5 protein-coding genes are annotated in these 6,274 nt (G+C 47.2%); 2 read left to right on the top strand and 3 right to left on the bottom strand.

Translation table 11 applies throughout. The annotated features are described in order from the left end of the window. The coding region (gene fsa / locus GRP75_RS17020; RefSeq protein ID WP_160789879.1) for a fructose-6-phosphate aldolase at positions 1 to 582 on the bottom strand (582 nt) is incomplete at its 3' end. 185 nt (positions 583 to 767) lie between these two features. On the opposite strand from fsa, the gene GRP75_RS17025 reads away from it, so the two are divergent. Together GRP75_RS17025 and GRP75_RS17030 are read left to right on the top strand one after the other, a co-directional pair. After that, a complete protein-coding gene (locus GRP75_RS17025; RefSeq protein ID WP_160789881.1) occupies positions 768 to 1,478 on the top strand; it encodes a CBS domain-containing protein in 711 nt (236 codons plus the stop codon). Positions 1,479 to 1,500: 22 nt separating this feature from the next. After that, the gene (locus GRP75_RS17030) at positions 1,501 to 2,121 is read left to right on the top strand and encodes a TraX family protein (protein ID WP_028542763.1); all 621 of its coding nucleotides are present in this window, start codon (positions 1,501 to 1,503) and stop codon (positions 2,119 to 2,121) included. A 90-nt stretch (positions 2,122 to 2,211) separates the two neighbouring features. Here the strand turns inward: GRP75_RS17030 and GRP75_RS17035 are convergent, their stop codons facing one another. Both GRP75_RS17035 and GRP75_RS17040 read right to left on the bottom strand, forming a co-directional pair. Next, complete coding sequence (locus tag GRP75_RS17035; RefSeq protein ID WP_068940615.1) at positions 2,212 to 3,210, bottom strand: polysaccharide deacetylase family protein; 999 nt, start codon at positions 3,208 to 3,210, stop codon at positions 2,212 to 2,214. A gap of 118 nt (positions 3,211 to 3,328) precedes the next feature. Beyond that, positions 3,329 to 6,274 (bottom strand): amino acid adenylation domain-containing protein (locus GRP75_RS17040; RefSeq protein ID WP_160789880.1); only part of this gene is annotated, 2,946 nt, incomplete at its 5' end.

The following is a 6,274-nucleotide window of genomic DNA, read 5'->3' on the forward strand; positions in this document are numbered from 1 at the left end:
TTTCCACAGAGAAGGGAGCAAGGAACCTGGAATGGTGGCAATATGTGCACCAGACAGAGCAGCATCTTCTACATGCTTAATATTACGGATGGATGCGGCGATGATTTCGGATTTCAGACCATGAATGTCCAAAATTTGTCTCAGTTCACGAATCAGCTTCATACCATCAACAGCGATATCATCCAGACGTCCTACGAACGGGCTGATAAAAGTAGCGCCAGCTTTGGCTGCCATCAAACCTTGAGCCGCGGAGAAAATCAGTGTTACATTCGTTTTGATTCCGTTTTTGGTCAGCTCGTTACAAGCATACAAGCCGTCTTCGGTCATAGGAAGCTTGATAACCACGTTCGGTGCCCACTTGGCGATATCATAAGCTTCTTTTAGCATATCTTCAGCCTTCAGACCAATAACCTCAGCACTTACGGGACCTTCAACGATACTGCAAATCTCCTGAATGACTTCCTTGAACACTCGACCTTCTTTAGCGATCAGTGAAGGGTTCGTTGTTACACCATCAACCAGACCCAAACGTTCAATACGTTTGATTTCTTCAATGTTACCAGTATCCAAGAAAAATTTCATTTGATTTCCTCCTCAGGTTTATATAATACATAATACATATCACATGCGATGTACAATAGTTCATTTAAATGTAGCATATTGCACACGTTAAACTTATAATTAGTATGTATTACATCCTTAATTGTGACACATTTTAAATTTGAAAACAAGCTGTCTATGATTAAAATTTGATGAATTGTCGGAAGATGCTGAAATTTACCGATCTATGCTCATTTATAATATATGCTACCCCACTTCATAAGGAGGTAATCATTATTCAACTGTCTGAAAGACAGCGGGAAATTGTTGATATTGTCCAGCGTCTGGCACCTGTAACAGGGGATAAAATTGCTGAAACACTGGGACTGACGCGTCCGACTCTCCGTTCTGATCTTGCTCTGCTCGTTATGCTCGGGCTGGTGGATGCCAAGCCGAAGGTAGGCTACTTGCCAGGACGTTACCCCAAATATGATAGTCATATCGGCAACATGCTCAAAAAGCTGACTGTGGCGGATATACTTAGTGATCCGATTTTGATTTCCGGTGACGCTACCGCCTATGATGCGGTGCTGATGCTGTTTCAGCAAAATACAGGCACGCTGATGGTCACAGGGGAGGAGCAGGAGCTCATTGGAATTGTTACGCGCAAGGATTTGCTGAAGGTCATGCTGGGGCATACCGATCTTCACACCGTCCCGGTGACCATGGCAATGACGCGCCGGGCCCAAATGACGACGCTTGCTCCAGAAGACTCTTTACTGGAAGCGATATCAAGACTGATTCGGCATCAGGTCAATTGTCTTCCAGTTTTGGACGAGCAATGTAGCTCCTCAACTCCAATTCAAGGGTTGGTAGGGCGGGTTACGAAAACGGACATCATGAACGCCATTCTGAGCTTGACAGAAGAAAAAACGTAAAAGATGAATAAGGGGGCCTTGTATGTATTGGTTGGCCATGCTGACGATGCTGATTGACCATGTCGGACTTGTGTTTTTTCCGACGGATCCGGCTTGGAGAATTGCCGGCAGACTTGCTTTTCCAATCTATGCCTACGCGCTGTATATGGGGTATACCCGTACCCGAGATATGCGGAGCTATATGCTCCGTCTACTCGGGCTGGCTCTGATTTCTCAGGTGCCCTATATGCTGGCGTTTGATGTATACAGACCGAATGTAATCTGGACGCTACTGGCCTCGTTGCTCGCGCTGGCTGCTGCATCCCGCTTGAAGCATTGGGCGGCTGTAACGGGTCTGTACGTCCTTACAGCTCTGGTCATGGAGTTCAGCCAGATGGATTACGGGGCCTATGGTCTACTGCTGGTTCTCATTTATCGATACACTCGCTCATATATGATGATTGCAGCCCATTTTGCTTTGAACGTTGTGTATGATATGGTGCACCACGCAAATCTCCAACACTTTAGTCTGCTGTCCAGCATTCTGATCGTATGTTTTGCAACGGGAGAGAGCGGATTTTATAGTCGGGTACCGCGCTGGTTGTGGCGCAGCTTTTACCCGGTACATCTGGCTGTTATCGCGGCAATTCGCATCTGGCCCTAATCTACATCTCATACAACAAAAGAACCTTTAAAACCACGACATAAATGGTTTTAAAGGTTCTTTTTTATCCTTGAATAAGCTAGCTAACGTTTAGGATACCTTGTTAGGACCTTGGGCAAAAGGAAGTGGGCGAAGGGGAGCACCTTCCTTCATGTATTGCACCAATACTTCCGGAATATTGTGTATTCCACCTGCATTGACGCGATAGCCGTTCGTTTGCCCTGGCGAGTTAATCCCACGTTTCACCGTGAACGTAACATCAATTCCCAAGGAACGGCAAATTTCCAGCGTTTCCTTGGTATACCCACCATATGGGAAGGCAAGTACATTCTGATCATTGTGTAGATGCTTGAACAGCTTCTTGTCAGCCATGCCCAAATCGGTATAAACCCGCTGTTTGAACTCATCCTCGGTTTCCATTCGCCCCAGCTTTTTCGAATACACAGGCCCCATCAGAAGCGGCTTTTGTTTGGTGCGTGCTGTGTTGGAGTACCCGTAAGCATGCTGGTCATTGGTATGATTGTAAAAATCAATGCCTTCGGCATGCATCTGATGAATTTGATCCCATGTCAGCTTTGGAATACCAATGTGTTTGGGATTGCTGATCGTGGACGTAATGAGAAAATTGGTTGCCGGAACCTGATACTTTTTCAACACGGGAAAAGTGTCCGTATAAAAGGACTCATAGCCATCGTCGAATGTCATGAGTACCGCATTATCAGGAACCTTGGCTTTATGTAAAATAAAGTCGGTATACTCTTTCATCGTGATCCAGTGGAAGCCGTTAGCTTTCATTTCGTCCAACTGCCTCGTTAAATTACTAAGCTTGAGAGCGCCGGGATCAGGTGGAGTCTTGGTCACCTCATGATACATCAGGACAATGACTTTGTTTTGGTAATATACTTTATCTGGTGTAGGCGTCAGTGAGAATAAATGGCGTACCAGTCGATCTGCATGAGCTGTACGTGTACGATGAGTCCCTTTAACTGTAGGTGTGTGGTATATGCTACGTGCTTCATACACCAAAATCCCTAAAATAGCCAACAAACTTATGATTAGCAATGTTCTTTTAAAAAAAGTGTGTTTCATTGAATGACATCCCCCGCATGCAAAAAATTCTGAAAGTATAGAGGTTTATACTAAATATGAAACTAGCAAAATCTAGTCTATCATACCGAAAACATGCGGGAGAAATATCACAACTTTGTTACCTCTGTGTTGCTTTTACAGATACCGATGAAGAGGTCGGGAAGTAACCGATCTCGACGGCATGCTGGATCATGTTCCGAATAAAGTTCAGGTCGGTTGCCGGGCATTGAACGCCAGCTTGTTCCAGCAGAGCTGCGGTTACAGAGCATCCGTAACGGTAAGCTGAATCCTTGGCTCCGTCACCTTCCAGTTGTCCCATAGCAAGGTGAAGTGCATCCTCCTGAATGCCGGAAGACGGATTCAGCAGCCAGGCGCTGTAATCGTCAAAAGGCAGGGTTTCTACTGCGTAACCGAGTTGGTTTACCATAGCGATCAGTTCATCATATGGCAGTGGGTTCGGATTGCAGATATGGAAAATGCGGTTTGCGCTTTTTTGATGAACGGACAGCTCTACGATAGCACGGCTGGCGTAATCAATCGGCGTGAAGTCCGTATGCCAATCGGCTTGTGGCGCTTTACCCAGCAGCAGCATCGCCTTCATCATACGATAATAAGCATTGCTGTCGATATTTCGCTGGAAGCGTCCGTTGGCCGAATGGGCTGTCAAATTGCCCGCGCGATAGATCGAGACAGGCGTACCCGCTTGAGCTGCTTGGAACAACAGCTTCTCCGCCGCGAGTTTACTGTTCGTGTACAGGTTGTCCACGTTCAGTTCTTCTGGGAAGGCAGAAAGCTCCAATGCCGACTCCCATTTTCCTTCGTTTGCAAGATCCTCCGGTATCCCCATAGTGGAGACATGATGGAAGGATACTCCCGGCTTGGCTTGGGCGATTTTCAGCAGTTCCAGTGTACCGGTCACATTCGTGCGATCGAAAGCTGCCGAATCACCAAAATGGCGAACGTCAGCGGCGCTGTGAATGATGCCGTCGATTTGGTGCTCCAGCATATGACGGTCGACGGAAGAGAGACCAAGATCAGCTTGCTCCAGATCCCCATAGACAGCTTTTACCCGTCCTTCGATCAAGCTGGAGATATCTTGTCCAAAATATCCCGTCAATACGGACTGAATACGCTCGATACCGGATGGACCGTCCTGAGAAGGGCGTACCATCGCGTATACTTTGGCTTCTGTCCGTTGAAGCAGGTCATACAGAATGTGCGAGCCCAGATAGCCTGTAGCTCCGGTCAACAAAATCACGCGCAAGTCGCGGACCTCAGCTAAGTCAGAAGCACCAGACAACTCAATAGGATGCTCATTCAAGTCCATTTTTTCTTGAGAAATCGCGAGTGGCTTGCGTTGCGGCGTTTGTTCCGTACCTAATTGTTCCACGTATTCAGCAAGCTCACGAACGGTTTTGTAGCGGAAAAAGTCTCCGATGCGCAGCGCGCCATAACGCGGCTTCAGAATGGCCAGCACATGAATGACACGAAGCGAATCGCCCCCGATCAGGAAGAAATCATCGGTAGCGCCAATGTTATTTTTACCAAGCACTTGAGTCCATGCTTCGGCAATAAGTGTTTCGGTTCCTTCTCGGAGAGGTTCCCCGCCAAATGAAAGATCAGACGCTTCCGGCAGTGGCCGCAGGGCCAACTTTTTGCGATCGATCTTGCCAGTTGGTGAAATTGGCATGGCTTCCAGATGAACGACATGGCTTGGTACAAAATAAGAAGGTAGCTTGCCCCCAATATAAGACTGAATAACGTCTTGTGGAATGGATTGTCCATCCGAAGTGGTAAAATAGCCAACTAACATGTTCTGATCTGTGTGATCTTTGACGGCTACTACAGCGACGTCCTGAACACCTGGATGTTTGGAAAAATGGTCTTCAATTTCTCCAATTTCAATCCGATTCCCCCGAATTTTGAGTTGTGAATCCTTGCGGCTTACGTATTCAATCGTACCATCTGGCAGCAGCTTGGCGATATCACCCGAGCGGTACATTTTTTCACCCGGAACAAAAGGATTGTCCACGAATGATTGGGCTGTACGTTCTGGCTGATGGAGATAGCCATGGGCCAATGCAGGAGTAGCAATGCATACTTCACCCGGAATATTGACAGGGCAAAGCTTGTTATCATCGTTAACGATATACACTTTGTAATTGTAAATCGGCTTGCCGATCGGAATATTGACGACATGCTCAGGCACGGCACCACGGACCCGATGGGTCGTCGTCGCTACGGTGCATTCTGTCGGTCCGTATACGTTTACGATGTCGGTATCTATACCGAATTTGCTTTGGAACGCTCGAACTTGTGAGCCGTACAGCGCTTCGCCTGCCACGGTAACAATCCGTACCTTAGCGAGTTTGCGATAGCCTTCGTCTGACAAGTACGTAGATAGCTGATTAAAGAATACGGTCGGCAAAATGGTAATAATCGTCGTGCCTGTACGTGCAATGGCTTCAGCGAATTCTTCAACAGATACACGTTCTTCGGAAGACAGCAAGTACAATTTTGCACCGTAAAACAAGGCTCCAATTGTATCCCAAACGGATGCATCGAAGCTGTAGGTCGCAAATTGGGTCAACACATCCTGAGGTGTAATGTCGCAATCGCGTTGCACGACAGCTCCTAGGTTAACGACACCGCGGTGAGCGATCAGGGCACCTTTCGGTTTGCCTGTAGAGCCGGATGTATAGATGACATAAGCTAGATCATCCGGACTTACATTAACGTTCGGATTGCTTGCAGCATAGCCTGCCAGTGGCCCGTTAATCGCTAAAATTTCTTTTACCGTCTCAATGGAACCGCACAGTTCAGTCGCTTGTTCCATGAGTGCGGAAGGTGTTAAGACAAAAGGAGAACGCGTGTCTTCGACAATGTAGCTACTCCGGTCAGCAGGGTGGGCGGGATCAACAGGTACATATACACCTCCGGCTTTCAGGATACCAAGCAGTGAAATGACGGTCTCTAAGCTCCGTTCCATGAAGATAGTCACGAATTCACCTTTGGTAAGACCTTTGGATAACAAGACACGTGCTAACCAAGTCGCACGTGTCTT

It is taken from the genome of Paenibacillus sp. OT2-17 (assembly GCF_009827695.1).
GTDB lineage: Bacteria > Bacillota > Bacilli > Paenibacillales > Paenibacillaceae > Paenibacillus > Paenibacillus polymyxa_B.